Source organism: Candidatus Aquicultor sp., assembly GCF_054640775.1.
Genome location: NZ_JBTSLF010000063.1, coordinates 1 through 1576, shown reverse-complemented (window position 1 = coordinate 1576; position 1576 = coordinate 1). Strand labels below are relative to the sequence as shown.

At 54.5% G+C, this 1576-nt stretch carries 1 protein-coding gene; it reads right to left on the bottom strand.

Features of this window, described 5'->3' with window-relative positions; all coding sequences use genetic code 11:
- Positions 1 to 5: 5 nt before the first annotated feature.
- On the bottom strand, positions 6 to 1576 hold a 1571-nt coding region (locus ACYC56_RS06895), incomplete at its 5' end, for a DUF2079 domain-containing protein (protein ID WP_461373445.1).

Here is a 1576-nt window from a genome sequence, read left to right as displayed (position 1 = left end):
CCCTATTATATCCTTTTCTTCGGTGCAGGTTTACCGTCGCCCGCCTGGTTTCTTTTGAGCACCAGGATTCCATTTCGGTCGAAGATCTGCCTGAAGTCTGTATTCTTAAGTTCATCTATCAACAGACGCTGGTCGCCTGTCAAGCCCTTCATGTCAACTACTACATACTGAATCAAGCCTTTCTTGTGCGGGTGCTCTCCCCGGACGCCCCAATTCGCAGCTTTAAACGGATTGGGGAACTCGTAGATCTTCTGCCGGTGCGTCAGGTGCGGCACCATGCTGCAATAGGCGCTCACCGCGGCATCCTTCGGTACCAAGGAGAGAGCCTCATCTATACTGCTCCCCCGCTCGTTGCTATTCGTCCAGTAGCCGCCGGTAAAGTTGGGTGAGAGCGGCGATGGGCTTAAATAGTAGTTGGATACCAGGGCTACGACGATAACGAGCCCCGCCATAAGCACCTTGCCCTTGGCTTTAAGCCCCAGCTTCTCGATTGCGAGGATGCCCGAAACGAAGACAAAGGGGATGATGGTCGCGGTGTAATGGTACTGTATCGAGTCCATATAGCCCTGCTGGCTCACCAAGTTCGTGAACAGAGCGGGTAGCGCTATAAGCAGTGTCTCGATGTTCATGAGGGGGAAGAAGGCCATCGGCGCAAGAAGCTCTAAGAGGTACATGAGTTTGCGCTCCTGCCCGACGATCGAGAGCACGAGCCCGGGCTTGGTAAGCGTGCTGTTGATAACCTCTGCGGGTGTTGAGCCGAGGCGCGAGAAGTTTTGGATATAGAAGAAGCCCGCGCTGTTAAAGTGGGGGAGAATTAGTTTGAGCCCCACGAAAAACCAGGCCAGCGAGAGCGTCGCGGTGGTGAACCCCACCTTGCGGTTGCCGGTGAGCCCGATATAGATTCCCATCAGCATGACGACGAGGGCGACGTCCTCCTTCGCTGTCATGGCGACGAGTGCAAAGATGGCGAAGGCGATATACCTTGACCGCATTGCACTGTAAAACGCAAACAGTAAGAGCGGTGTGGCCAGTGACTCCGGATGGAAGTGATCGTTGTTGACCCATTCAAGCGCCGGGTACAATAGGTACGAGGCGGCAATCGCCAAGCTTAATATCCTGTTCGAAAGTTTTTCCTTCGCTATTAAAAATACGGGGACGGCGCCGATTGCAAGCGCTACCGTTTGCAGTACCAGCAGAAGCCTGGGATCGGCCCATATCCGGTATAACGGCGCGACTAAAAGCAGGATAATAGAGAGGTGGTCCCCGAACAGGTGCAGTCCCCTCGCCGTTATAAAGGGCTCTTTAAACCGGCTCAAAAGCCAGACACCCTGGTCAAATATGCCAAGGTCAAACCCAAACGTCCCGTAGTTATTGTGGTTGCGAATGGTGAGAAAGGAAAACGTAAACACGTAGAGCGCGACCATGGCGGCGAGCGCCGCATATTCATATTTCCTGGGATTTGCATCGAGTGCGACCAGAAAGTCGAGCCCGGATGCTACCGGTCCTTGCGAACCATCATCCTTTTCATCCTGCTCCGGCCCGGCCCCATTAGGGGAGTCGCCGAGCAGCCGCTGTG